3 protein-coding genes are annotated in these 2,888 nt (G+C 65.7%); 2 read left to right on the top strand and 1 reads right to left on the bottom strand.

The features are described 5' to 3' along the window. A partial coding sequence (locus VMR03_RS02580; RefSeq protein ID WP_325401985.1) for an acyl-CoA dehydrogenase family protein occupies positions 1 to 338 on the bottom strand: 338 nt, incomplete at its 3' end. A 181-nt stretch (positions 339 to 519) separates the two neighbouring features. On the opposite strand from VMR03_RS02580, the gene VMR03_RS02575 reads away from it, so the two are divergent. Next, positions 520 to 1,302 (top strand): enoyl-CoA hydratase-related protein, encoded by a 783-nt coding sequence (locus tag VMR03_RS02575; protein WP_325401982.1) that lies wholly within the window; start codon positions 520 to 522, stop codon positions 1,300 to 1,302. A 1-nt stretch (position 1,303) separates the two neighbouring features. Next, positions 1,304 to 2,888, top strand: a 1,585-nt coding sequence (locus tag VMR03_RS02570) for an acyclic terpene utilization AtuA family protein (RefSeq protein ID WP_325401980.1), incomplete at its 3' end; no start/stop codon positions are given.

The raw sequence follows: 2,888 nt of genomic DNA, 5'->3' as shown, positions 1-2,888 counted from the left end.
CGGAAGATGTTGTTGGCGCAGAGATTGTCATGCGCAACCCAACTCAAGGCCAGCGCGTGGTTCCAGCGCGCGAAGGCCTGGAGGATGAGGCCGCTGGTGAAAAGGTCGACGCCCGCGCCGCCGTAATCCGGCGAAACGGTCGTGCCGCAGAAGCCTGTAGTGCCGATCTTCGGGAAGATGTCCGCCGGCCACCATTCCTCGGCATCCATGCGGGGGGCGAGGGGGTAAAGCTCGGCCTTGGCGAAGCGGTCGGCGGTGTCCAGGATTTCCCGCTGCTCCGAGGTCAGCTCGAATTGCAGGCCCGCGCCGGCAAGCCCGGCCCCCATCGATCCTTCCATCTTGTCCTCCCTCGGCACCGGTTCGGCGGTTTTTCCGACGCTAATGAGGGGAATTCATGAAGTCATAGTCCATCTGGACGTGCCGGCCCCGGAGAGCCCTGATCCAATAATCATTCCTGATGAATGCCGTTCATTAAGAGGCCGGAAAGGCCCCTTGGAATGAAGAGCGCGGAGGGAGTGGATGTCGGAACTGGTGGTGAGCGAAGCGCGGGGAGCTTCGCGCTGGATCTTCATCAACCGCCATGAGCGGCGGAACGCGCTGAACCAGGGCGTGGCCGAGGGGCTGATCGCGGCTTTCGACGCGGCGGAAGCCGATCCAGCAACGCGGGCCATCGTGCTGACCGGCGCGGGCGACAAGGCCTTCTGCGCGGGTGGCGACCTGCAGCCCGATGCGAATGGCGCGCCTTTTACCGTCGATCCCTCCGATCCGCGCAATTTCATCATCCGGCTTTTCCGCCGCATGGAGCAATGCACGCTTCCGATCGTCGCGCGGGTCAACGGTCCGGCACTGGCGGGCGGGCTGGGACTTCTCTGCGCCTGCGATCTGGCGGTTGCGTCCTCCTCCGCGCGCTTCGGCACGCCGGAAAGCGGCGTCGGCCTCTTTCCGATGATGATCCTGCCTTATCTGCAACGCGTGCTGACGCCCCGCGCGCTGATGGAGCTTTGCATCACCGGCGAACTCTTCACGGCGGAAGAGGCGCTTGCCATGGGTCTCGTCAATTACATCGCGCCGCCGGAAGAGCTCGACGCCAAAACCGGGTGGCTGCTTGCGCGCATCGTCGACAAGTCGCCGACGGCGGTGCGCCTCGGCAAGATCGGCTTCCATGCGATGCGCGACATGACGCTCGATCAGGCTTTCGACTATGCGCAGCTGATGCTGCCAATGATGGCGCAATCGAAGGACGCCATCGAGGGCTTCGCCGCATTCCGCGAGAAGCGCAAGGCGAACTGGACGGGGAAGTGAGATGAAAGCCGCCTTGCGCATCGGCTGTGGAGCGGGCTTCTGGGGCGACAGCGCCTCGGGCGCGGCGCAGCTCGTCCGCAGCGGCGAGGTCGACGTGCTGATGCTCGATTATCTGGCCGAGATCACCATGTCGATCCTCGCGCGGGCGAAGGAGAAGAAGCCGGACCTCGGCTATGCGACCGATTTCGTCGATCTCGTGATCGGCGATCTGGCCGAGGAGATCGCGGCGCGCAGGATCAAGGTCGTGGCCAATGCGGGCGGCGTCAATCCGACGGCTTGCGCGGAGGCCGTGCGCGCGCTGCTGGCGAAGAAGGGCGTGGCGCTGAAGGTCGCGACCGTGCTTGGCGATGATGTTTCTGGCGAGCTGGACCGTCTGCGCGCGCTTGGGCTCACGGATATGGAAACGGGTGGCGGGCTGCCGGAGAAGGTCGCGAGCGCCAACGCCTATCTCGGTGCTTTTCCGATTGCGGCGGCGCTGGCGAAGGGCGCGGACATCGTCATCACTGGGCGTTGCGTCGACAGCGCGCTGGCGCTCGGACCGCTGATCGCGCATTTCGGCTGGGGCGCTTCCGACTTCGACAGGCTTTCGGCGGGAAGCCTCGCCGGTCATGTCATCGAATGCGGAACGCAGGCGACGGGCGGCATCTTCACCGACTGGGAGAGCGTCGCCGCCGACTGGAGCGACATGGGCTTCCCGATTGCGATTTGCGAGGAAGATGGGAGCTTCGTGCTGAGCAAGCCGAAAGGCACGGGCGGGCTCGTCTCGCCGATGACGGTCGCCGAACAGATCGTCTACGAGGTCCACGATCCGAACCGCTACATCCTGCCCGATGTTGTCTGCGACTGGTCGGGTGTGCGGCTCGAAGCGGTGGGAGAGAACCGGGTGCGCGTCTCGGGCGCGAAGGGCTTCGCACCGACGGCCGACTACAAGGCAAGCCTCACCTATGCGCATGGGTTCCGCTGCATGGCGACCATGATGATCGTCGGGCGCGACGCGGTGGCGAAGGGGGCCCGCGTCGGCGAGGCGATCCTTGCGCGGTCGGAACGGCTGATGGGCGAAAAGGGCTTTGCGCCTTTCCGCGAAACCTCCGTCGAGGTGCTCGGCGGTGAAGCGAATTACGGCATCGGCGCGCGGATGGGCGCGTCGCGCGAAGTGCTGCTCAAGATCGCCGTCGCGCATGACGACAAGCGCGCACTCGAAATCTTCGCGCGAGAAATCTTTCCCTCCGCCACCTCGATGGCGCAAGGGATCACCGGCTTTGCCGGCGGGCGGCCCGGCGTGCAGCCCATCGTTCGACTCGTCTCCTGTCTCGTGCCGAAGTCGATGGTGCGGATCGAGATCGAGGTCGACGGCGCGCGGGAGACCTTCGATATGCCCGCCGTCTCCAATGAAGCCGCGCCGGCTTCGCGCACATCGCATGCGCTGGCCGCACCGCGTTTCGACGGTGCGACGGTCGAGGTGCCGTTGATCCGCCTCGCCCATGGGCGGAGCGGCGACAAGGGCGATACCGCCAATATCGGTGTGCTGGCGCGCCGCGTGGAGTTCCTGCCTTTTATCGCCGCGGCGCTGACGCCCGAAGCGGTCG

It is taken from the genome of Parvibaculum sp., assembly GCF_035511255.1.
GTDB lineage: Bacteria > Pseudomonadota > Alphaproteobacteria > Parvibaculales > Parvibaculaceae > Parvibaculum.
Note: the sequence above shows the minus strand (reverse complement) of the source record. Positions and strands in the feature narration are given on the sequence as shown.